We start from the raw sequence: 24,020 nt of genomic DNA on the forward strand, positions 1-24,020 counted from the left end.
AGAGAGAACGAATTTAACTCAGCGTACTCGAGTAAAAAGACTGAATAGAAAAACTATCAGTTATTCAAAATCCGAAGAAATGCACGATAAGGTGATAGGAACTTTTATTGAGCGTGAGTACTATTTTTGATATTCAATCTAACTATTTAATACATGACCAAGTTTTCGGTGGTTCCAGCTTATCAATGGCATTCGGTTAAGGAAATAATTATGTTATAAACATAAAGTTTAAATGGGGGAGAGAATCATGAATATCTATCAACGCCTAAACAAAACTTTTTTAATTCATGTTCAAGAATTGATAAATCTTGGCAAAAAAGAAAGAGAATAATTGATACAAAACTGATTATTCATTTCCTAATGAAAATTATATCAGGAAAGAATAATCATGGATATTTTTATATTATCAATGAAATATGGGATGACTGCATTCGTGAAAAAATATCACTTCCGCAATATAATCCTATCTCTGCTTCATCGATGTGCGAAGCCAGAATAAAATTACCTGATGATGCTATTAAAACTATAAACAAAGATATCGTATCTGTCTGGGAGAAGGATTCTCGCCTAACAACATGGAAGAGACACCGGCTTTTTGCTATTGATGGTTCAAAACTAAATGTTCCCAGAAAACTTATCAATAATGGCTATCGGGTCACGCAAAAAACATCCAGATATTATCCCTATGCGATGATGAGTTGCCTTTATGATATATTGAATTCAATTATATATAATATTGATTTTGTTAATCATAATAACGAGAGAGCTTGTGCAGAAAAACACTTTAGATATCTAGATAGTGATGCTGTCGTTATCTTAAATAGGGGGTATTTTAGTTATTATATGTTACATCAAGTGATAAAAAATAATTTGAATGCGATATTCAGAAAAAGACTCTCGAGCATTAATATCCATTGACGGGAATGCTTTACCCGAGGCAATTTCTAATAAATGTTGCGATGAGTCGGTAAATAGTGAGTCAATTGAAATTACTTCATCACTCATTACACTGTTCTCATTATGTGTAGATTTATCATTGGAATTACCTACTATCAACTTTAAAATCTCACTGCGATTCCTTGCTTCTTTATATACCATCAATGATGTAAGTGCTGATACACCTTGCAAAGAACGAGAGAATGAAACGTGACTATGACGGCAAATATCAAAAATTGAATTATAACCTGCATTTTTAATTGATAATGCAATTATATTTTGTGCGAATTTTTCATCTTTCATGCTTAACCTCAATATTATGTTTTAAAAAGATGTTTTCTGTATTAATACATGCAATTCATGTTTTAATATATAATAACCTTTTCTTTTTTAAGTAGATGTTGGTCTAATATTTTGACAATAAAAAGTTTCATCATATTAACGATGAGAAGCTGCTTTGCCAAATTGATAGTTCATAAAAAATTACAACATGTGAAATTTATTACTAATAAAATAAATGAGTGTTGTATCAAATTAGAATCTCCTTAATAATGAATTTTTAATTATAAATTTAGTGGGTGTTATATTATTTGTGATTGGAGTTGGCTTGAAAATAATGTAAATAAAAAATGGTTTTTCATGGCTAATATACGTATTATTATTTGCAATGAAATAATTATCTGGAGTATTGTGATAACAATCACTGGAACATCTGATGAATAAAGAAATATATTTCAGTAGTTATGTAACATAGATTGAAATAAAAAACCACCATTCCAGTAAAGGTGTGTTCTATAAATAATACACATGACAATGTCATGCAACAATAATCTAAAATATTTTAGATGTGATGTGTGATAACTGTCTAACATGATGGGATTTTATAAAACACTTTCGATTATATTAGTGTTGAATAATGGATAACGAAATTGTAGTAATTAAAACCGTAACAAGTTTTTATTACGATTTTTGTGCTATGGAATAAAAATACTCTACGTCTCTCCTCAAAAAAAACACTGTCAAGAGCATTACTTATTAGGCCGAGCAGTAGATTGTAATTTAATGAATATAGCAATACTGGATGATTAATACGGTAGCCATAATAAATTTGCTTGCAAAAGTAATCACAATCAGCGTCATCAATATTTATGACAAGATGGCGGGTGTTTTTTTAATCAAAAAATCCGCGATTTTGCCCTGAATGAGAAGGTTTTTTGTGATCCAAGACAAAATGGCTCAGGTGAGTAATTGTACGAATTTCAGGCTATATTATTAGCCCTGTCTGGTTTTAATTTCTTGTGTTGTTTGAATTCGTCGTTTATACATTATTCGATTCCTGCAGCAATTTGGTTCATTCTTAATTAATTGTAATAAATATTAGAATGTTACTTATGTTAGTTACTAAATATATATGGAGTGCTGTTGGTACAATTTTTGTGGCAAGTTACTTTACTAATTAATATTTAAAGGATTTAGTGCCACCAAGCTATCGTAATTGCTCTGTAAGTAGAACATATCACCGATGTCTATATATTTCGTATCCAGAAATATTTTATTAATTTACAGGCTATCCAGAAAGCTACGCAGTACTTCATTGGTACGCTCTGGAGCCTCAAGGTTTACGGTATGACCGGCATTGGGAATACGTACAATTTCAACATTTGGAAAGGCTTTTTCCATCACATTTGTTGCTTTTTCAACAGGAATTGCCTGATCATCTTCTCCATGAATAACAAGTACAGGCTTACCAAAATTACGGGCTGTAGTTGTGTAATCGTCTTTTCCTATCCAGCTTTGCACTTCACTCAATACTGATTTGGCTGGCAGTTTTGTCCAACTTTGCAGAGTGTCAGATACCAGTACCGGATTGTTTTTAAGTGTATAGGAGCCTAAAATAAATGAGGCTGCTTCGCGTGCCAACTCCTGTGATACGAAACCATCGTAATCAAATTTGTGAAACTCTTTCATATAGAGTTCTTGCTCTTCTTGAGAGTACGATCCAAGCTTGGAGCCCACCATAACCAAGGCCTCTACGCGATCAGAAAAATGACGAATAAATTCGGTGGCCATATAGCCCCCCATCGACATACCCAATAACACACATTTCTCTATACCTAAATCATCAAGAAGTGACCGACAGTCATCAGCGAGATCTTTGAGATAATAGGGCGTGTTGTATGCAGGTGTACGGGCTCTTTGATCATAAGCAATCGCGCAATAACCGTCCTTGATTGCCTGTATCTGTGGAGCGAACATGGTTCTGTCCATCATTGTGCCATGTACCATAACCACAGCTTTTCCCTTGCCTTCAAGGATGACATTGCTGTATTTGTGATTGTGTTGGTGCTCATTTTGGGGCTTCATTTTTTGTCTCCTTTAACTCTAGCTTATTATTTTTGTTTAAAAAAAAGATAGACCCAAAAGAGCATACTAAATAATAAGTTAGAACTCTAATATAATCAGAGCAAAATCAGGTCAAGTAATTGTGAGTTTTTCTGTTGTTTTTCCAACTTTAAACAGTCAAGAAAAACTGATAACTTGTTTGTTCAATGGTCAATACAAGGAAAGAGAAATGGCAAGTTATTTGATTCGTGTGGAACTTTATGGTACAGGTTCTGACGGTTATGAAAAACTGCATAAAAGGATGACGGCGAATCAATTCAATCAATCTATCCGTTTTCCTAACGGGAAGTGGCACCGTCTCCCTAGTGGAACTTATGTTGGTAACTCCCAGCTAGAATCTATTGAATTAGCTGAAAAAATCAAATCAATGGCTACACCGTTCTCGAATAAAGATCCAGCAATATTTGTCTGTACGTACAGTAACTGGAGCGCATCACTTTATCCTGAAAAACAACACACTGAATCTGGATCAGGTGAGTGATTGTACAAATTGCAGGCTAGATTATTAGCCCTGCCTGGTTTTAATTTCTTGTATCGTTTGAACTCGTCGTTTATATATTGTTCGATTCTTGCAACAACTCGGTTAATTCCGAACCAATTGTAATAAATATTAGAATGGTACTTATGTTGGTTACCAAATATATATGGAGTACTGTTGGTACGGTTTTTGTATCAAACAGTTAAGGCCACTACCGCGCAGCTATAGAGGCTTGTTTGATAATGAGGGAAGTAAATATGAATAATAGATGGATGAGCTATATAACGTTTGTAGGGGTGTGGGTTGTCGTAACACTGACGATTGGTTTTATGCTGTCATAACAAATTTGAACGCAGAATTAACAGATTACCCAGTATTATACTGGGTAATCAAGAAATTATATAAGTGTGAAGAAGTTGACGTGGGAAAAATGTGATATCAGATGGTGCTTGAACGACTTCACATAAATGCGCTTACTGGGCAATATTCCACAAAGTATAAATCAATGTATTTTTGCCATTAATTAATGTAAGTTGCTCGCCTTTTAAGCTGACTTTTGCTCCTTTAGTCAGCACGTCATTGATCACCTGATCCCACTGATTAAGCTTTTCATTGACACAGTACATTTGGGTACTGGCTAAATGCTTGACTGTCAGAATGTTGTGCTTTAATTTGCTTTCTCCCATGAAATTGTTGCACATGGCACCCGAAATAAGCATTTTTTCATTAAATGTAATGGAAAGCTTACTGTCTTCTTTATTTGACACTTCCTCACTATTGACACTGACCAAAGCAAAATGATGGTTTTGTAGATCTCTGACGGTAACATTCCCTGTGGCGCTAACTCCTGAAGATTGACACGCTGTGAGTAGCAGAGTGGCGACCACAAACGGAATCGCTTTTTTCATTTGATCTCCTGATGATGCTCGTTGAGATTATCCAACAATATTCGGACAAGTCTCGCCGGAGGTTAATTGCTGAATATTTTGTAAAGTCGTTTCACTAATGCTGGTTAATGCTTCTTCTGTCAAAAATGCCTGATGACCAGTGAACAGTACATTATGGCAGGAAGACAAACGGCGGAAAATATCATCTTGAATAACGTCATTGGATTTGTCTTCAAAGAATAAATCGCGCTCGTTTTCATAAACGTCCATACCTAAAGCGCCAATTCTTTGTTGTTTCAAGGCATTAATGGCTGCAATGGAATCAATTAGGGCGCCTCGGCTGGTATTGATAATCATCACACCATCTTTCATTTTACTAAATGCCGTTTCATTCAATAAGTGATGGTTTTCTGATGTCATAGGGCAATGTAAGGAGATAACATCAGATTCAGCGTATAAAGTATCTAAATCCACGTATTCTACGCCCATATCCAAGGCTTCTGGATTAGGATAGGGATCATGTGCCAGTAAATGCATACCAAAGCCTTTCAAAATTCTTAGAGTAGCAAGGCCGATTTTTCCTGTACCGATAATACCCACGGTACGTTTATGCATATTGAAACCGGTCAGTCCTTCAAGGGAGAAGTTAGCATCTCGGGTGCGTTGATAAGCACGATGAATGCGCCGATTCAGACACAGCATCAACCCAACCGTGTGTTCAGCCACTGATTCAGGTGAATAAGCTGGTACGCGAACAACTTGAATGCCTAACTCCTTGGCTGTATCCATATCAACATTGTTGAATCCGGCACAACGTAATGCCAAGATTTTGATGTTCATATCTGCCAATTCTTGCAAGACTTCACGTCCGCCATCATCGTTGACAAAAATACAAACAGCATCTGTGCCAATGGCATTTTTTGCAGTTTGTGGGCTTAGGGGAAAATCAAAGAACTCAATATGGTAGCCAAGGCCAAGTTTTTGGTTGAGCATTTCAAAATGTTTACGATCATACTGCTTTGTGCTGTAAACAACCAATTTCATAACAACATCTCCGCCATACAGTAACTGTAAGATCATTCGAGCCATTCATTAAATGCATTTTGCTGCATAAATTGTCAGCAATAATAACGTCTACTGAAGGTTCCAAGCGTTATCCCTCGCTATACTCGAATAAATCACCTGATAAGCTATTCCTGTTAATAGCTTATATACCGTTTCAAGTTGTCTCGTTGTTGGCTGTATTCATTCACCCGGTTACATAGTTCGTTATGTTTTTGGGGATTTATTCAATTTCAGCTTTGATACAACTCGGAATCTACTGGGTATATAATAAATCGGCTTAGAGCCTGATATGAGACTATCATAACAGGAAGTTGCTCTCAGCTTGAAAAGAAGAGATACGGATTGATGACCAAAATATTAAAAATGTTAGTAGTGATGATGACGCTGCTGGTGTTATTGGTGTTGGCGGGTTGGCATACACTTCCACGCTGGCTGCCATTGATTGCCAGCCATTGGTTACCACAGGGAGTCACTCTTTCTTTAAGCCAACCAGAATTGAAAAATAATGCATTATGGCTGGATAGATTGTCATTGATGGCAAAAGAGTGTGAGTTGATCAACGCATCAGGAATATCTGTGGGCTACCCACATCGGAGAAATACAGAAAAGCATTATTGGAATATCCATGTTGCCAATATTGATAGCCAAAGTCAGTGTTTCGGACAACTACCGACTACCGAAAAACAGTCAGAACCATTCGCTCAAAAATCCGTTCAAGAGATATTATCTTCTATCCCTTCGATTAACCTTGTCGTTGAGCGTTTTGCTCTTATGCCATGGCAGGAGTTTGCCGGAAAACTTCAATTTGGTTCATCATCTCAGGGATCAACGCTTTCTTATCAAAGTGAGCAACTGAAGCTAAATGCTCACATTGCAGATAAAAAAACGCTCACTATTCACCAATTTTTTGTGAAACTGTCCGATCAGGAAATCGACTTGAATGGGGATATCACACTGCCTTTGGATACTGAATCGTTGCCCAATCAAGGGCAAATCACAGCATATTTATCACTAAATCAGTATCCCGAACCATTGCAAATTGCATTGAAATGGCAAAAGCAAAGTGGAGTACTCACTGTTTTTGAAGAAAAGAAAAAACAGTTACTGGCGGAGTTACCCTGGTCATTCAATGAATCCCAATGGTTGATAACTGACGGTAAATGGCAATGGCAGGATGCCAGTCAACCCTTATCTGGGAGAGTGAACATCACGCTAGACCAGTGGAAAAAAGGTTTGGCGGGTATGTCTGTCAGCGGACGGATAAATTTAATCACTCAAAATGAACAGGGTAAAGGCAATGTTGTACTCTCACTCCAACCGACACTGATTAATGTAAACAATGCCCATATTCCGTTTCAGTTAACAGGTCAAATGAATCACAGTCAGATGATAATGACCATGTCATTACCTGCTGTTATAACTGGGCCGTTGATCTCGCCTAAAATAACATTTAAGCCAGGTGCATTGTTTCGGGCATGGGGAAAAGTCAGTAAAACTTTTACCGTTCAAGAGGCACGCTTACCCTTGGCAGGTACTTATTTGACCCGTGAAGGTTTTACTGGTCGTCTTCAGGCAATTGTGGCAGCACAAGACAGTTATTGGGGAAGAATTAAACTACATTTGGATGGGTATGCCGAAGATTTCATGCCCGCTCATGGAAATTGGAAATGGCGTTATTGGGGCAATGGATATTTACCACCGCTACATGCCAAATGGGATATTGCTGGCACCGGAAACTGGAACCAATCACAGATAACGGTGAATGCATTAAATACAGGGTTTGATCTCATCCAATATGGCCTTGTGCAGATGAAATCCCCACGTTTAAAACTGACCAAGCCATTAGTTTGGGAACGCGATGCAAGCCGACCAATATTCACTGGGGATTTACAATTATCCGCTCAAAAAACAAAATTTCGTTCCGGTGGCTTTTTACCACCTTTTGATTTTAAGGTGACTCTTACCGGGCAATCACCGGATAATTTTATGTTCAGTGGAAAACTGCATTCCAAAGGTATTGGTCCCATTCCGCTCTATGGGCGTTGGGATGGTGAGCGGTTACGAGGTGAGGCCCGTTGGCCACGGCAATCTTTATTAGCATTTCAGTCTTTAATTCCCCCCGATTTGGGAATGACGGTACGTGGTGGGAATATTTACGCCCAAGCCGCTTTTTCGGCAGCGAAAGGGCAGGGTGTGCGTGCTGGTGGTCACTGGGTAGTGAAAGATGCGGGTATTTGGCTGAAGAATGGGCAAGTTTACGGTCTGGACTTTGTTTTACCATGGCGTTTACAGGAGCATACTTGGCAATTGGGGACGACATCACCGGTTCAGCTCCGGATCAAATCATTTAAAGGGCTGTTTGATATGCAAAACGTGACAGCCGATCTACTGGGTTTTTATCCTCCAACTGACAAATTGCCATTGGTATTAATCAACGTGAATGTTGATATGCTGGATGGTAAATTAAAAATGAATAAGTTACAGATCCCACAAAAAGAAGCGGCTGTATTGAGGTTTGACAAACTCAATCTGAGTAAATTGTTCGGTGTATTAAAAGTCAAACAAATGGCGATGTCAGGAAAGATCAGTGGTGAATTACCCGTATTATTAAATAATGAATACTGGATTATTCAGCAAGGGTGGGTATCTAATGAAGGGTATTTGACATTGAGACTGGATAAAGACACGGTTGATTCCATAGGAAAAAATAATTTATCGGCAGGTATTGCAATGGATTGGCTGCGTTATTTAGAAATTAGTCGTTCAAAAGCCCATGTTACTCTCAATAATTTGGGAATTTTGACGTTGCAATCAGAAATCAGTGGGGTTAATCCTGTGGTTGATAGAAAGCGTGAAGTTAGACTTAACTATCGTCATGAGGAGAATGTTTTTCAGTTATGGTGTAGTTTGAGTTTTGGCAGTAATCTGGAAGAATGGTTACAGAAAAATGTATCTGTAAACGGGAGTGATCAATGATAACACAAACTGGATTCAGTTTACCGACGCTCAGGGTGAGCATGATATTGGTCAGTATTATGTTGATTAGCCTGGTTTTGTCTGGATGTATCAGGCTGGAAATGGCAACGCCGGATAAGCCAATCAATATCAATATGAACGTGAAAATTGAGCATGAAATTCATATTAAAGTTGATAGGCAAATTGAAGATATGCTCAAAAATAACTCCAATTTATTCTAAGGGCTAGAATATGAAAAAAGCAGGAATGATATTTTTGCTAAGTCTGCTATTCAGTTCTTTTGTCATGAGTATGACACTGAATGAAGCGAAACAACAAGGGGTGGTGGGAGAAACATTCAGTGGCTATTTAGCACCCGTAAAAAATACCCGAGATGCCCAATCTGTGATCAAAAAAATTAACGGGGAGCGGAAAAAGAAATACGCTGAAATTGCTGCTCAAAATAACATGACAACGGATCAAGTTGCAAAAATGGCGGGTGAGAAATTGGTGAATCGCGCAGAGACAGGGGAATATGTGCTTGGCATTAATGGAAATTGGGTAAAGAAATAAGCGCGCCGGTTGGCGCACTTAAGCTTGATCAGGCAACGATGTCTTCTAATTGCGCCTGAGCCATTTTTTCTATGACATTATTCATTGTATCACGGGCATTTTGGTGAGCTTGATTTGCAGAATCTGCACCCAGAGCCAAACCTTCTGCAAATACGAATTCTACGTCAGTCATGCCGATAAATCCGAGAAAGAGACGTAAATAGGGTGTCATCAAGTCAGTCGGGCTGTTTTTATGAATACCGCCACTGCTGGCTAAAATAATAGCGCGCTTGCCTTTGAGTAAACCTTCGACGCCTTTTTCGGTATAACGAAAAGTCATGCCTGCTCGGGCGATCAGGTCAAAATAAGCTTTTAATTGAGTTGGAATAGTAAAGTTGTACATTGGAGCCGTGATGACAACAACATCATGCGTTTTTAATTCCGCAACCAATTCATCTGACAAGGCTAGCACTGACTTTTGTCGTTCTGTCAGTTCTGCATCACTTGGGCGCAAGGCGCCGATTAACTCTCCATCCAATAGCGGAACTGGGTTTGTAGCTAAATCGCGCACAGTGATAGAATCATCTTTGTGGTTAGCCAACCAATTATCAATGAAATAATCGGCCATTTTGTTGCTTTGAGATGATTGCGCCAGAATGCTGGATTTCAATACCAGAACTTTACTCATTTTGAATTCCTTATTAACTCAGGAAAGTTAATATGTTGCTAATAGTGTTAATGTGCTAGCTATTTTAGGAAGAGTATCGTTCAAACAACAGCGTAATATTTCGAGATTGGTATTCAAATTTATTGAATGATTAGTAGAGGGTACATAATATGCAATCCATATTATGCAATCAATGAAGCTAAAAATTGACCGAATGTAGTATATATATGGGGTACATTGAGCTGCATAAGATATGTTACACTTCTAATAGTTAAGTCATAATAAACCATCCTCTGAGCCTGCAAAGACAGCGCTACTCAGTTAAAAAAGTCACAAGGATTTATCACAGTGGAATCACCTTTGACAGCACCTTTCGCTGAATTATTCGCTGAACTTGATCACACATCGCTGCGAGATCAGTTCCGTTTGAAAAAACGTCTGCATGGAGCAGTAAAAATTAAGAATCAATCCTCCTTGCAGGCTGTCGTACAATCCATTTCTGAGGATATTGCCGCAGCAAAACAGAAAGTCACTAATCGCCAAGCGGCATGTCCTGCAATTAACTACCCTGAAAACCTACCTGTTAGCCAGAAGAAAGACGATATTTACAAAGCTATTCAGAATAATCAGGTTGTTATCATTGCCGGGGAAACTGGTTCGGGTAAGACGACCCAAATTCCAAAAATCTGTCTTGAATTGGGTAGGGGAGTTAAAGGGCTGATCGGTCATACTCAACCTCGTCGTTTGGCGGCCCGTTCCGTTGCTAACCGTATTGCGGATGAGCTGGAAACATCGCTTGGTTCGACGGTGGGTTATAAAGTCCGTTTTAATGATCAAGTCAGTGAAAATACTTTGGTCAAATTGATGACTGACGGTATTTTGCTGGCGGAATTACAGCAAGATCGCTTGCTGTTGCAATACGATACATTGATTATCGATGAGGCTCATGAGCGCAGCCTGAATATTGATTTTATTCTTGGCTACCTGCGTCAATTATTGCCGAAACGTCCTGATCTGAAAGTTATCATTACTTCTGCAACCATTGATCCTGAACGTTTTTCACGTCATTTCAACAATGCACCGATTATTGAAGTGTCTGGGCGGACTTATCCGGTAGAAGTACGTTACCGTCCAGTGGCGGGTGACGATAATGACACTGATCGTGATCAGCTTGAGGCCATCATTGATGCTGTAGATGAATTGGGGCGTGAAAGCTCAGGCGATATATTAGTTTTCATGAGTGGTGAACGGGAAATCCGTGATACAGCAGATGCTCTCAATAAGCAGAATTTCCCGCATACTGAAATTTTGCCACTCTTTGCGAGGCTGTCAAACAGCGAGCAGAATCGCATTTTTCAGTCTCATGTTGGGCGCCGGATTATCTTGGCAACCAATGTAGCGGAAACATCACTGACAGTACCTGGTATCAAATATGTGATTGATACCGGTTTTGCGCGTATTAGCCGTTACAGTTACCGAACCAAAGTACAACGTTTGCCAATTGAACCTATCTCTCAGGCATCAGCCAATCAGCGGAAAGGGCGTTGTGGCCGTGTTTCAGACGGTATTTGTATTCGTCTCTATGCGGAAGATGACTATTTATCACGTCCAGAATTTACTGATCCAGAAATTCTGCGTACCAATCTGGCCTCTGTTATTTTGCAGATGACTTCGATTGGCTTGGGAGATGTCAGCGCATTCCCCTTTGTTGAAGCGCCCGACAAACGCAATATTCAAGACGGTGTCCGCCTGTTGGAAGAGTTGGGAGCCATTGATCCTGAATCACTGTCAGAGGGGGCTTACCGTTTGACGACAATGGGGCGGCAATTGGCACAGTTACCCATCGATCCGCGTTTGGCCCGCATGGTATTGGAAGCTAGAGCACACGGTTGTGTCCGTGAAGTCATGGTGATCACATCGGCGTTGTCGATTCAAGACCCACGGGAAAGACCACTGGAAAAACAACAGGCATCTGATGAAAAACATCGTCGTTTTGCCGACAAAGATTCCGATTTCATTGCCTTCCTGAAATTATGGGATTTTCTGATTGAACAGCAGAAAGCGCTTTCCAGCTCCCAGCTCCGTAAACTTTGCCGTCAGGACTATCTGAACTATCTTCGGGTCAGAGAATGGCAGGATATTTATGCTCAACTTCGGCAGGTTGTAAAAGAACTAGGTATACCAATTAACAGTCAGGAAGCGGATTATCAGAGCATTCATATCGCTTTGCTGACCGGTTTGCTATCCCATATTGGGCAGAAAGACACGGATAAACAGGAATATACTGGTGCTCGCAACGCTCGTTTTTCGATTTTTCCGGGTTCAGGCTTATTTAAAAAGCCACCCAAATGGGGGATGGTTGCTGAATTAGTGGAAACCAGCCGATTATGGGGGCGTATTGCCGCACGTATCGAACCGGAATGGATAGAACCACTGGCTGCTCATTTAATTAAGCATCATTACAGTGAACCACACTGGCAGAAATCACAGGGCGCGGTGATGGCAACAGAAAGAGTGACTCTGTATGGTTTGCCGATTGTGACAGGGCGTTTGATCAATTATAGCCAGTTTGATCCTATGTTATGTCGCGAACTGTTTATCCGTCATGCACTGGTTGAGGGTGATTGGCAGACACGTCACTCATTTTTCCGCGCTAACCTTAAATTGCGTGAAGAGGTTGAAGAGCTGGAACATAAATCCCGTCGACGGAATATTTTGGTAGATGATGAAACTCTGTTCAGTTTCTATGACCAACGTATTGGCAACGATGTCGTTTCGTCTCGCCATTTTGATCATTGGTGGAAATTGACGAGTAAAGATCAGCCGGAATTGCTGAACTTTGAAAAGAGCATGCTGATCAAGGGAGATGCCGATAAAGTCAGCGCATTGGATTATCCGAATTATTGGCATCAGGATAATTTGAAATTCCGTTTGAGCTACCAATTTGAACCGGGAACTGATGCTGATGGCGTTACTGTGCATATTCCATTGCCAGTCTTGAATCAAGTTAAAGATGAAGGATTCGACTGGCAAATTCCGGGTATTCGCCATGAATTGGTTGTTGCATTGATCAAATCATTACCGAAACCAGTACGCCGTAATTTTGTACCCGCCCCTAACTATGCGCAGGCATTTTTGGAGCGGGTCACACAGCCACAAACTACGTTGTTGGATAGCCTTGAGAAAGAGCTACGCCGTATGACGGGAGTGACGGTGTCACGTGATGATTGGCAGTTGGAGCAGGTGCCTGATCATCTGAAAATCACCTTCCGCGTTCTTAATGAGAAAAACAAGCCATTAGCAGAAGGCAAAGATCTCTCAGCACTAAAACTAAAATTGAAAGGCAAGGTTCAGGAAACACTTTCGGCTGTTGCGGATGATGGTATTGAACAAAGCGGGCTGCATATTTGGAGTTTTGGGGAATTACCTGAGTGCTATGAACAAAAGCGTGGCGGTTACTCAGTTAAGGCTTTTCCTGCCTTAGTGGATGAAAAAGACAGCATTGGCATTAAACTGTTCGAAACCGAATCCGAACAGCAAAATGCGATGTGGGAAGGTACACGCCGCCTGTTATTGATGAATATTCCATCACCGATTAAATATCTGCATGAAAAATTACCAAACAAATCCAAACTGGGTTTGTACTTCAACCCATATGGAAAAGTGTTGGATCTGATTGATGATTGTATTTCCTGTGGCGTGGATAGATTAACTGCGGAAAATGGTGGGCCGGCTTGGAATGAACAAGCATTTTCCTGTTTGCAGGATAAAGTGCGTGCTGATTTGAATGATGCAGTCGTTGATATTGCTAAACAGGTGGAACAGATCCTGACGGCAGTCTTTGCCATTAATAAACGTCTGAAAGGGCGGGTGGATATTGCGCTTGCACTCGCGTTATCGGATATTAAAGAGCAAATTTCTGGCTTGGTCTTTAATGGCTTCGTGACCGCCCACGGTTGGAAGCGTTTGGCTGATGTTTTGCGTTATCTGAATGGTATTGAGCGCCGATTGGAAAAATTGGCAATTGATCCTAATAAAGATAGAGCACATATGAGCCGGATTGAAAATATCCAACGCTTGTGGCAGCAATGGCAAGCAAAACTCACTATTCAGCAGAAACAATTACCAGAAGTGAAAGAAGTTCGCTGGATGATAGAAGAACTTAGAATCAGCTTGTTTTCTCAGCAATTGGGGACGGCATATCCAATATCAGATAAGCGTATTTTGCAGACAATGGAAAATATCGCATCATGAGGAATAGGAATTTTTCAAAGGATTAAAGAAGAAGCAACCAAGTCGACCGCCATTTTATTGTTATGGCGGTCGGCTGCTGTCTATTGATAAGTTAACGACATTGTTATTGTCACATCTGCTTTGCCTGGTGTAACTCGCGGCTCTGTCTGAATATAACGAGCACGCAATGGTATGGAGAAATTTCTTATGTATTGGCTAGATCGAAATTTAAGTGGGAGATGCACCAATAGTGGTCTATTACCAAACAAAATCTGCAAACCAATCCCGGTTGCCATGACGTTGTCACGGTTATAATCTAATGCCCAAGTATCGTTGGAATGATTTTTTGCAGGGCGCCCATCCAATGTTACCTCGACATCGAGGTTTGCATCACAATCCAATTGTAGATTGAAATCTCTTACGCCAGCGGTGCTGTTAACACCACGAAATTCACTTATTTTGACATTTCCCATATCAACGATGGTTGTATTTTGTTTGAAAGAACAACCTTGAGTAATGATACGAGTATTTGTCAAATAGAAAGAGTGGATAGAAATATCACTGCCTAATCTGGCTCTGGTTAATAATTGGTTCCCAACCTGCCCTGAGCCTGTAGTAGGGGCAATTTTGATTAATTGTACCGTTATGTAACCCCATGTTTTTCCACAATACTGTGTTCTATATTGAGATTGACGCGATGGGTAACAGCTAAGTGGGTATTCTACGACTCTAGGTAACCAGTCTATGCCATAACCCGGCCCCCATGTATTGATGCGTATCCCAACACCGGGCACACCGGATTCATAAATTGCATCATAGTTATAGTGTGCTCGATCAAAAGCAGGTTCATCCCACGAAGCTTGTGTTGGTCGGTCGCAATAGGCGATATCTCCTTGATTATCGACATGGTCTATGAGAATTTCTTTGATAGTCGTTCCTATCGGATGATCTCTTGGGATGACTATAGTACCAAGAGAGAGGGTCGTCGTTTTGGCAGTGACACCTGAATTATAGTGACACTGATTATTTGCCTGGCTGGCAAAACTGTTCATCATGCCGCCGATAAACAAACTCACCATTAGTAATTTTAAACCGTTAACCATAAAATAACTTCCATAATATTTAAAAATAGCAAATAAATATCTCGCATCGTTATTCACAAGACGTGTTCAGTATGTATAAACCCGATTTAGGCATTTCATCTGGGAGTTGATAATTAACATGGCACTCTTGAGCATTTTTGTGTCCCCATTTCACCCAAATTCGGCCTGATTTAGGAATACCACTGAGATAAACCTGCCCATCATTACTGACAATGGCACTATTCGACTCATCTGCTTCATTCTCATTTTGTTGCTCCAATGTTGCAGTTGCGCCAAAAGGAATGTCTCTGTCTTGGTGGGAAAGTGTCATTAAGACCCGATAACCAATACGAGTTTTAAAATTGGCCAGAGTTAATGAGCCCTGGGTAGGAATGATCGTTTGCGTGTTGATATCAATATCAACATTGTTACCCATTGAGTAAGTATCTAGGGCAATACGGTTTTTTCGATAGCTGCTGACATAAGGCACGATGGCGTAACCTTTCCAGTCAGTTTTGATACCGGTATGATTTTGTACTTTAACACCGTGAGCACCATTAGCACGCACCAGTACCAGCGTATCTCCCAGAGATTGAGAAAAGGTGACACCATAAGGATGGGCAACGAGTCCGCCATTTAAACCATAAGTTAGCTGCTTGGAATGTTTGTCGTAACTATAGCCAGCATTGACTTGACTATATGCATTTTTGTATTCCGCACTGATATTTCCGCCAGCACTTTTATTGTGATTAGTATAATTTTGTTGAATGCCATAAGTCAGCTTGTTATCTTCAAGAGCAGTACCGTTTAAGCTGAGTTGGTGAGAAGTATCGCTGTTTTTTCTGCTGGTCATGTTATAGCTTACCCAGCTATTTTTCAGCCAACGATCAAGGGGGATCTGAACGCTTAATGATACAATCTTCTCATTGCGATTTGCACCCGGGAAAGCATTGTAGGAGTAGTTCAGGTTATAGCTGATGGAATTATAATTTGTGCTATAACCCGCACTGATATTTTTTTCATAGCCTTTCTGATGCCAGTAATCCTGTTGTAAAGCTGATAAGTAAATAGACCCCAAATCACCCAGAGGCTGGTTAATATGCAGCTGTAATTTGCTGCGTTTATTGGTGCTATTGTGAATATTCCCGCCATTTCCAGTATCTAATTTATTTGCTTCTTTAAAATCGTAAAAATTTTGAGTCGAATAACGATAACCAGCAAGAGTGAGGCTAGTGCCAGTTTGAGTAATATCTTTGGAATACTGGAAGCGATAGGATTGGCCATAATAGCTGTCGTTGAATATTGAACGGGTTTTGGCATAGGTTACATCAAAAGAAAGTGAACCCCAATCAGACAGGCTATACCCTGTGCCTAAAGCGATAGATTGATAATCTTTTGCTAGCGTGGTTCCGCCATATGCAGTGACATGGTTGGAAACACCATATATCAGCGTACCCTGCATAAAATACGGTTCTTTACTACGATGAGAATTGGGTTTGTACTTTCCCAGAGCCAAGGAATATCGCAGGCCATTTTCCCGTAACATGATAGGCACAGTAGAAAAAGCCTGCACAGAACGATGCTCTTTCCCATCGGCTTCCTTGATGATTACTTCCAAATCACCAGTGGAAGTTGTTGGATAGAGATCATTGATAACAAAAGGGCCGGGAGAAACGTAAGATTCATAGATAATGTAGCCATTTTGTTTAATGATTACTTGGGCATTGCTTTGTGCAATTCCTCTGATCGTCGGTGCAAACCCTTTTAGACTATCTGGCAACATATTGTCATCGGAAGTCAACTGTATCCCGCGGAACTGGAAGCCATCAAAAATGGGTGAGGGGGTATAACTGTCACCAAACGTCAATTGGCTTTTCAGTGCATGAATATCACGCTGAAGATAAGTATTGAGATTTTGCCACTTTCTTTCTTGACTGCTGTAGGTGGAATAATTCCGAAAACGCCAAGCATCCCAGTTAGCGCCTGTTCTGAGATTGAGAAAATGGTTTTTTGTTGAACCAGATTGCTCATCTTGCCAAGCCATAGAACCGCTATAGCTATAATTGACCATTAGGGAAGTTAATCCCTGTTCCCACAAATGTGGAGGCACATAGTCTCTGGCCTGATTATGCAATGCCGCTTGTGGAACACTGATATCCAGCCGTTGATGTTTGAAATCAAAAGAGGATGATGCCGATGGAATATATTGACTAATATCATCAAGCTCTGAATCTTGTGGCAAATCACGCAGTAAGGGGAGTGTTTCAATATTCACTCCAATTTCCTTGAGTTTCTGTATTTTAAGTTTTGGTGATAGCTTATTATTTATGATAATAAAGTCGATATTTCCGGTATCTATTTTCTCCCGGTTAAGATAAATGTCTACCCAATAACGGCCGGGTGGCTGCTGTTCATCTTGAGTAAAGAAAGACAAATCAATATCTTCTGGAAAACCTGAATGGGTTTCCAACGCATTGATATTGAAATACTCTTCAGCATAAGTTTTATCGTTATAAGTCCAAAAACAAATGGTGAATAATGCGCAGAGAAAAAACACCCTATTATATAGGCAGCGCAGGCTTAGCTTGATAAACAACACCCAATAATCAGAAAAATTTTGTTGAAGATAATGACGGTAGTTATCCATGATACTTTTATAATTTTGATATACCCTCTATCTTTCAAATTACATCTTGAAATTTATTGGGCATATAAGTGGTATGGTTTTTTGCTCAGAATGTACTTTTTTCTTCTGGCGTTACACCGCCAAAATCATTAATAGTTTTCCAAGTCACTTGCCTGATGTTTTTAATAGGCACATCCCAACTCAATTGTTCAAAAGGCGGGACCATGCCTGGGGATTTGATTTCATAATTTTTCGTGTCATTACCAGTAGACAACTCAGAAAAAGAGATATAGTAAGGCGTTGGATTTTTGACAATGAGTTTATGACCGTCGGTTTTGAACTTTAGAGTCTTATAAGCAATATTGGCATTATCTTCTAAGTTAGCAGGGCGATAGAATAACTTAAACCGTGACTTTACCGTAATTTGCAATTGGTTTTGTTTCGACTTGGTTGTAGCAGGAATAGATTTTACATTGAGCCAGAATAAAGATTCTCTGTCATCGGGTAAATTATTTCCGGTTTTAACAATTCGTAAAATATTTTCATTCCCAGCGGCTAATTTAAAAAGTGGGGGAGTGATAATAAAATCGGCTTTAGTTTCATCATGTTCGCCTTGAATCCAAGATTGAATAAGATAAGAAATATCTGTTTCTGGATTGTTAATGGAAATAGAGGCTTCTTTTTGATCACTAATATAAACAACACGCGTGCCACCAATTACTATACCCGCAAAAGAGGTATTGGTGCTGAAAATGTAGATGAGAATAAGAATCAAAATGCGAAAATATTTCAAAGTGATTGCTCCAAACAATATTATTTTTTATGTTTAGTATTGCTTTGGCTTCCTTGCCATCAACTCCTTTAGGTATAAATAATGAGTTATAGATAAAATTAGTTATAGATAATAGTGAAGTTAGCTACTGCGTCACCTGCCCCTGGTTCTACCTTCTCAGCTGTAGCAATATATTTGGCAACGAAACTCAGCTCATCAGTTTTTTGACCACTTAAACGTTGAGGATGTGAACTTTCTGCTATACTTATCAAAGAAGTACTATTATCTTCATAAAGAGCGATTGCAACACCTTTGGCAACATTTTCTCCGTTTTTACCGCTTAACGCTAAAAACCGGCTATTGGTTCTGTCCGTTTGTCCGTCAAATTTGACCTGAGCTTGATTATATTCTTTTGGACAGTCAGTCAATTTAATATTAAAACGAGTAGGGGCAGAAGTACTATAAAGCCCATTGAATGCACTTGAGCTAATAGTTCCCATATTTACGGTTTGATTAGCTGAGTTTGAATCAACTTTACACGCCGTAGCGGTAATTTTTCCCGTAAATTTGATTTGCCCATCAAAAGCATGAGCGGTAGACATAAATACAGAAGAAACAAATAAAGATGAAATAATTAGCTTGGTTTTCATTTTGTTATATATCCTGCCTCTGACGATTTAATACGACAGAGAGATAGATTATTGAGTTAATGTTAAGACCGTACATTAATACAGCAGTTGAGTTGTTTAATTTCACATCAGAAAGATAACAAAGAAACAGTAACTTATGTTTCCTTATCAACAGATGATGGAGAGAATATAGTAGCGAGTAATTAGAAAGAGTCAAAATAATAACTTGACTAATCTTGGTATTCGGATCTTTTGTCCTGTGTAGTTCGTATTAATAGAATTGTTATTCATAAATCTGATCTTTTTTTAAATACAATTGAACTTTTATTCTGTTTTATAAGTTTAATTATTAATTGATGATATTCTGTAAAAATAAATGTGACAAAAAACGGTAATATTGGTTATTTCTTTTCCCGCCACATTATTTAACATAAATATTATGTATTTGTGAATAATGTTTTGTAGCCTCATTTTTAATTTGAGTATTTCGTATAAGTCAGTCACTTTATCTATACTTAAGCCAAATTCCAACAACGATATCTAGCAAAAATTAACTTATCCTATAACAATATTCAGCAGTATATTTTCAGATCTAAGAAAACGCTATTTTTTTAACAAAAATGTCACATTAAAAACAGAATAAATATTTATGTTTAGATTGTATTTTAACCCCATTCATTTTATTTAGTTACAACATACTAATAAAATTAAAAAAGAAAAAGAAATCTGAAGCCTCAACAAAAAATCAAATCACATACTATATAAAAATAAAAAATTCAATAATGCTAAAAAATTTGATGAAATCAATTTTACGATCAGTTTTTATCAAAAAGGGGAGAAATAAATTCTCCCCTTAGTAAGTCGACGTTTGAGCTGAATGGCTTGTTTCTAATATTGCGTTAGCACCCACAAGGAAGGGAGCGAGGTAAGAAGAAGAAGCACTATCGCCAATTTTTCTATTATGTTTAGTGGAGTTCTTTCATTATCTTGTCTTCGGGCATAGAGGAAAACCAATAACCCGGGCGCATATAGCACGACTGAAAGTAACAAATTCATCAAACCAGATGCATAGAGTAACCATAACCCATAAGCACAAGCTCCCATAGCAATAGATAATAAAGCACGACTACCACGTTGAAATGCAACTTTCACTAAAAATGCACCCACAAGAAAGTAAGGCACAAGGATCATTTCTGATGCAATTGAAAGCAATGTATTGTAATTGCTGCCACTTAACCAAATTAGAATCAAAGAAAGCTGGATTGCACCGTTCGTTATCCAAAGTGAAGATTTAGGTGCTTTCTTACTGTTTTGTTTATTGAAAACCTTAGGAAAAGAGCCATGTAGTGAAGCAATAAACGGGACTTCTGCCGCCATGATTGTCCAGCTCAGGTAAGCGCCACAAACAGAAATAATCAAGCCCGCGATAATGACAATTTCACCCGCAGATCCCATTAATCCAACCAGCAAATTTGCCATTGAAGGATTACGTATGCTTGCTAACTCAGGTCTTGTGACTAAACCCAAAGAGAGTAGGGTAACAAGCACATAAACAGTTAATGCTGAAATAACAGCCAGCACGGTTGCGATGCCGATATCTTTACGTCTTCTGGCTCTACCCGAAACAACAACAGCACCTTCAACACCGATGAAAACCCACAAAGTGATTAACATCGTATCTTTAACTTGTTCCCAGACTGGTACGCCCATTTCCACACCAGTGAAATCGAATGTGAACACATCCATTTTAAAGGCAATGGCAGCCAAAATAATAAATATGCCCAATGGCAATAATTTTGCCATTGTAGCCAATTGATTAACGCCTGCTGCGGTTTGTACACCCCGAAGAACCAACCAATGAACAAACCAAAGCAGGATGGATTCACCTATCAGAGATTGCCACGTATTCCCATCACCGAGAATTACTGAGTGCTCGGTATCAGTGAAAAAGCTTAATGCAGCAAAAACAATAACCAAATAAGAAACATTAGCGATAATGGCACAAAACCAATATCCCCATGCGGAGCAGAACCCAACTAACTCTCCAAATCCTTCTCTTGCATAAGTAAAAATACCGCTATCCAAATCAGGACGCAGACGTGAAAGTAAAAGCAATGAGATAGCTAAAAAGAGAATACCTATGCCAGTTATTGCCCAACCAATCATTAATGCAGCAGGACTGCCTACCTCCGCCATGTTTTGCGGCAAGCTGAATACTCCAGCCCCAACCATAGAACTGAGTACCAGTGCTGTTAGAGACGTGAGACCTAATTTCTTTTCCAAAGATACGTTCCTAAAAGTAATATAATCTATATAATTGACTAGAACACTTGTCCTGAATATTGAACACATATTGGACATTTATTGCATCCATGCTACGGATTGCAGGAAAGATTCAGTAGATAAATCTAAAAAAACAGGCAGATTTTACGGAGTGAAGGGAGTGTATGCAATGGGTGACTATGCAAAAAAATATAAATTTTATGCACAAAATTATGTAAGAGGAGTAAGAAAATGGATTATAGATAGCTTTGCAGATTGTTTGGAACTCACAAAGTGTTAGCTGGTGAGTAAATTTCTAACTTGTGGAAAATAAAATAAAAAAGGCACAAATATTTTTATTTGCACCTTTTCCATATTTTGATGAGTAATGTTTTTATTATTTGAATAAATCAGCACTTATAGTGACATTACCACCATTAGACTGCCATTCTCTAGTGACATGGTAGTATTTGGCACCTTTCTCTGCGGCACGCTTAGCAACCTGATAAGAAACTTCTGGGGCAGTGGTGTAATAGCCAGAGAAAGTAATAGAATCAAACGGAACCATCAGAGCGGCGGACGCCTTATTCAGTTCTTGGATTTTTGTACCGTCAGGTAAAGTTACAGTGTAACGCCCGCCTTTTGATGACTGAGTTTCGAAAAAGCGCCCGACGACATTACTCGCCGAAGTTGAAGATGCAACACCTGGAATTTCAACTTTAGTCGCTTCTTCACCACCTTGTGCCAAAGCTTGGCGTCCTGAGTCAGAATCAGCAGGGATCACGGCATCATTAGATTGGATTTTACGTTTTGGCGCATCTTCTTTATAAACATAAGCTGTAACTATTTGGTTCCCACCATTATTAGGTGCAATGTCACGAACAATAAAGAAGGAAGCGGCATCTTTCTTTTTGGCTGCTTTGGCGATGGCTTCTTTCAGATCAGGATCGGTAGGGAAATAACCATTCACTGTTACAGTATCAAAAGGTTCCAAAGCGACAGCTTCGGTTTTAGGTAACTCTTTGATACCACGATAGACACGATAATCAGTTTTTTTATCTAATTTTTCTGCATCTTTATGATACAAATCGGCTACAACACGTAAATTACCACGTCCATTGAGATCATCAAGGCTTTGAATATAAAAGCTCTCAGCGCCTTTTTTATCTGCTTGACGGGAAACTGCATCAGCAGCTTCATAAATTGCATTAAAACGACCAGTAACTGCGATTCGCTCAAATGGCTTGAGCTGTGCGGCTTGCTCTGGAGTCAATTCTTTAGCCGCATGCGCAGCAGTCATTGTGGTTAAAGATAACACCGCTGCCGCGATGAACGTTGTCTTCAGCTTCATAAAAAATCCTTTCGCCTTGCGCATTAAAATATTTATAACGTGCTGAACATTGTTATGTATCACATAGGCCGCAATTATTACATGTAATAATGCTATATATTCTCACGTTTACATATTCATTCATGGAGTTTAATTTATCTATATGATATTAAATCATTATTTAATCATTGTCACCCCTATAATATTCGATGTTATTCATAGATCTTCATCTTACTTCATGAAAAAAATGTACATATGTGAGTACATAAACTACATTAAAAGCTGTATTATTTTTTGAGGACTATGTTATGTCAATTACTGACTCATGGCTTCGCTCTGCCAATGGTAAATCCCAAGAAAGAATGATCACTAAATCCGATAGAGACGGCTTGTCCGTTCGTGTGACACCTAAAGGAAAAATTATATTTCAATTTAGGTATCGTTGGAACGGAAAAGGAGATCGGATTGATATTGGTACATATCCAGCAACCGGCTTAAAAGATGCTCGTGATCTGGTAATATCTTATCGCGGAGAACTGGAACAGCACCGCAATCCTAAAGTAATTAAGCGTGTCCGTAAAGAATTAGCACTGAACGCGGTAACTGTTGAAGGACTTATTCGGAGGTGGTGGGATACAGCAATGGAAAGTAACCGGGTTAGCGCCGATGAAGTTTACGTTCTTTCGAAATACATGTTTTTCCCAAAATTGGCGATCTGCCCCATGACGAAGTAACGTTACATGTTTGGCTTTCTTTAATTGAAGATATTTCTAAACGAATTCCAACCATAGGAAGGCGTATATTGATATATGCTAAAAAAGCTCATAAATGGGCTGCTCGGCGAGAAATGATTGATGCCACTCCTTTATCAGATGTAATATCAAGTGATCTAGAAGGGATTGAAAAGCATTCTGGAGTTGATATAGCTGGTGATATTGAAACAGGCGGGAGAACACTAAAGGAAGAAGAATTAGCAGTTCTTTTGGTCATGTATTAAATAGTTAGATTGAATATCAAAAATAGTACTCACGCTCAATAAAAGTCCCTATCACCTTATCGTGCATTTCTTCGGATTTTGAATAACTGATAGTTTTTCTATTCAGTCTTTTTACTCGAGTACGCTGAGTTAAATTCGTTCTCTCT

Annotated in this window: 20 protein-coding genes; 8 read left to right on the forward strand and 12 right to left on the reverse strand. The window is 39.0% G+C overall.

The features are described 5' to 3' along the window. Positions 1-130, forward strand: a 130-nt coding sequence (locus tag Xhom_RS18405; protein WP_244590775.1) for an IS1 family transposase, incomplete at its 5' end; no start/stop codon positions are given. A 716-nt stretch (positions 131-846) separates the two neighbouring features. On the opposite strand, the gene Xhom_RS18410 is transcribed toward Xhom_RS18405, so the two are convergent. Both Xhom_RS18410 and Xhom_RS18415 read right to left on the reverse strand, forming a co-directional pair. Further along, positions 847-1,239 carry a hypothetical protein gene (locus Xhom_RS18410; RefSeq protein WP_069315656.1) on the reverse strand — a complete coding sequence of 131 codons (393 nt, stop codon included), beginning with the start codon at positions 1,237-1,239 and terminating at the stop codon, positions 847-849. 1,257 nt (positions 1,240-2,496) lie between these two features. Then, positions 2,497-3,300, reverse strand: coding sequence for an alpha/beta fold hydrolase (locus Xhom_RS18415; RefSeq protein ID WP_069315657.1), 804 nt, complete (start codon positions 3,298-3,300; stop codon positions 2,497-2,499). A gap of 121 nt (positions 3,301-3,421) precedes the next feature. Between Xhom_RS18415 and ghoS the strand changes: the two genes are divergently transcribed. Then, entirely contained in the window at positions 3,422-3,820 is a 399-nt protein-coding gene (ghoS, locus tag Xhom_RS18420; RefSeq protein ID WP_232326274.1) for a type V toxin-antitoxin system endoribonuclease antitoxin GhoS, read from the forward strand. 470 nt (positions 3,821-4,290) lie between these two features. Here the strand turns inward: ghoS and Xhom_RS18425 are convergent, their stop codons facing one another. Together Xhom_RS18425 and Xhom_RS18430 are read right to left on the reverse strand one after the other, a co-directional pair. Beyond that, positions 4,291-4,725 (reverse strand): META domain-containing protein, encoded by a 435-nt coding sequence (locus Xhom_RS18425; protein ID WP_069315659.1) that lies wholly within the window; start codon positions 4,723-4,725, stop codon positions 4,291-4,293. Positions 4,726-4,752: 27 nt separating this feature from the next. Then, complete coding sequence (locus tag Xhom_RS18430; RefSeq protein WP_069318417.1) at positions 4,753-5,748, reverse strand: 2-hydroxyacid dehydrogenase; 996 nt, start codon at positions 5,746-5,748, stop codon at positions 4,753-4,755. A 366-nt stretch (positions 5,749-6,114) separates the two neighbouring features. Between Xhom_RS18430 and Xhom_RS18435 the strand changes: the two genes are divergently transcribed. The 3 genes from Xhom_RS18435 to Xhom_RS18445 are packed head-to-tail and all read left to right on the forward strand — an operon-like array spanning position 6,115 to position 9,297. Continuing rightward, positions 6,115-8,745 carry a YdbH family protein gene (locus Xhom_RS18435; protein ID WP_069315660.1) on the forward strand — a complete coding sequence of 877 codons (2,631 nt, stop codon included), beginning with the start codon at positions 6,115-6,117 and terminating at the stop codon, positions 8,743-8,745. Positions 8,746-8,786: 41 nt separating this feature from the next. Then, positions 8,787-8,966, forward strand: a complete 180-nt coding sequence (locus Xhom_RS18440; protein WP_232326349.1) for a YnbE family lipoprotein — start codon at positions 8,787-8,789, stop codon at positions 8,964-8,966. Between the two features lie 10 nt (positions 8,967-8,976). After that, positions 8,977-9,297 carry a YdbL family probable chaperone protein gene (locus Xhom_RS18445; RefSeq protein WP_069315662.1) on the forward strand — a complete coding sequence of 107 codons (321 nt, stop codon included), beginning with the start codon at positions 8,977-8,979 and terminating at the stop codon, positions 9,295-9,297. 28 nt (positions 9,298-9,325) lie between these two features. Here Xhom_RS18445 and Xhom_RS18450 read toward each other — a convergent pair whose 3' ends face one another. Then, entirely contained in the window at positions 9,326-9,964 is a 639-nt protein-coding gene (locus Xhom_RS18450) for an FMN-dependent NADH-azoreductase (RefSeq protein ID WP_069315663.1), read from the reverse strand. Between the two features lie 327 nt (positions 9,965-10,291). On the opposite strand from Xhom_RS18450, the gene hrpA reads away from it, so the two are divergent. After that, positions 10,292-14,197 (forward strand): ATP-dependent RNA helicase HrpA, encoded by a 3,906-nt coding sequence (gene hrpA, locus Xhom_RS18455; RefSeq protein ID WP_069315664.1) that lies wholly within the window; start codon positions 10,292-10,294, stop codon positions 14,195-14,197. Positions 14,198-14,277: 80 nt separating this feature from the next. Here the strand turns inward: hrpA and Xhom_RS18460 are convergent, their stop codons facing one another. The 6 genes from Xhom_RS18460 to ydgH all read right to left on the reverse strand — a co-directional run bounded on the left by Xhom_RS18460 (position 14,278) and on the right by ydgH (position 22,898). Further along, positions 14,278-15,279, reverse strand: coding sequence for a fimbrial protein (locus Xhom_RS18460; protein WP_069315665.1), 1,002 nt, complete (start codon positions 15,277-15,279; stop codon positions 14,278-14,280). A gap of 49 nt (positions 15,280-15,328) precedes the next feature. Further along, positions 15,329-17,905 carry a fimbria/pilus outer membrane usher protein gene (locus Xhom_RS18465; protein WP_069315666.1) on the reverse strand — a complete coding sequence of 859 codons (2,577 nt, stop codon included), beginning with the start codon at positions 17,903-17,905 and terminating at the stop codon, positions 15,329-15,331. Between the two features lie 85 nt (positions 17,906-17,990). Continuing rightward, the gene (locus tag Xhom_RS18470; RefSeq protein WP_069318418.1) at positions 17,991-18,677 is read right to left on the reverse strand and encodes a fimbrial biogenesis chaperone; all 687 of its coding nucleotides are present in this window, start codon (positions 18,675-18,677) and stop codon (positions 17,991-17,993) included. 98 nt (positions 18,678-18,775) lie between these two features. Then, positions 18,776-19,306, reverse strand: coding sequence for a fimbrial protein (locus Xhom_RS18475; RefSeq protein WP_069315667.1), 531 nt, complete (start codon positions 19,304-19,306; stop codon positions 18,776-18,778). 867 nt (positions 19,307-20,173) lie between these two features. Beyond that, entirely contained in the window at positions 20,174-21,568 is a 1,395-nt protein-coding gene (locus Xhom_RS18480) for an amino acid permease (protein ID WP_069315668.1), read from the reverse strand. 376 nt (positions 21,569-21,944) lie between these two features. Further along, positions 21,945-22,898 (reverse strand): DUF1471 family protein YdgH, encoded by a 954-nt coding sequence (gene ydgH / locus Xhom_RS18485; protein WP_069315669.1) that lies wholly within the window; start codon positions 22,896-22,898, stop codon positions 21,945-21,947. A 287-nt stretch (positions 22,899-23,185) separates the two neighbouring features. On the opposite strand from ydgH, the gene Xhom_RS37080 reads away from it, so the two are divergent. Both Xhom_RS37080 and Xhom_RS37085 read left to right on the forward strand, forming a co-directional pair. Further along, on the forward strand, positions 23,186-23,611 hold the full coding sequence (locus tag Xhom_RS37080) for an Arm DNA-binding domain-containing protein (RefSeq protein WP_069315670.1): 426 nt from the start codon (positions 23,186-23,188) through the stop codon (positions 23,609-23,611). A gap of 68 nt (positions 23,612-23,679) precedes the next feature. Beyond that, a complete protein-coding gene (locus Xhom_RS37085; RefSeq protein WP_069315671.1) occupies positions 23,680-23,874 on the forward strand; it encodes a hypothetical protein in 195 nt (64 codons plus the stop codon). 16 nt (positions 23,875-23,890) lie between these two features. Here the strand turns inward: Xhom_RS37085 and Xhom_RS18495 are convergent. Further along, on the reverse strand, positions 23,891-24,020 hold a 130-nt coding region (locus Xhom_RS18495), incomplete at its 5' end, for an IS1 family transposase (RefSeq protein ID WP_244590775.1).

It is taken from the genome of Xenorhabdus hominickii (assembly GCF_002632725.1).
In the GTDB taxonomy this organism is placed as follows: Bacteria; Pseudomonadota; Gammaproteobacteria; order Enterobacterales; family Enterobacteriaceae; genus Xenorhabdus; species Xenorhabdus hominickii.